Below are 402 nucleotides of genomic sequence, written 5' to 3' on the forward strand. Positions count from 1 at the left end.
GGCGCGTGTCGTGATCCGCAGCGGTCATCTGCCCATCCTCCCCCAGGGGCGGTGCGGTCAGCCCGCCCAGAAGACCGCAAGGCCGTACACGACGAGGCAGACGGCGAGCGGCGCGATCGCGGCCGCCCAACGTCGCCGCATCCCGAGGATCGCGACGCACGCCGACAGCGCACCGACCACGGCGAAGCCGATCGTCCGCGGCCATCCCGTCTGCGTCACGACGACGCCGTCGCCCGAAGCCGCCTGCCACTCGCAGCGGCGCCCGACCGGCCATGCCGTCGCCTCGGCGGAGATCAGCGCCACTTCCGACACGGCGACGCCGGCAGGGATCTCAGCCGCGAGGCAGCGGGCGTCGGCGCTCTCGCGGGTGTCGAGCCAGAGTCCCCCCAGGAGGATCGCTCC

General features: G+C 74.1%; 1 protein-coding gene. It reads right to left on the minus strand.

Features of this window, described 5'->3' with window-relative positions:
* Window positions 1–57: 57 nt before the first annotated feature.
* Window positions 58–402: hypothetical protein (locus KVT44_RS55620; protein WP_217576879.1), on the minus strand; the 345-nt coding region annotated here is incomplete at its 5' end.

Source organism: Streptomyces sp. GbtcB7 (assembly GCF_019091445.1).
Classification (GTDB): domain Bacteria; phylum Actinomycetota; class Actinomycetes; order Streptomycetales; family Streptomycetaceae; genus Streptomyces; species Streptomyces mirabilis.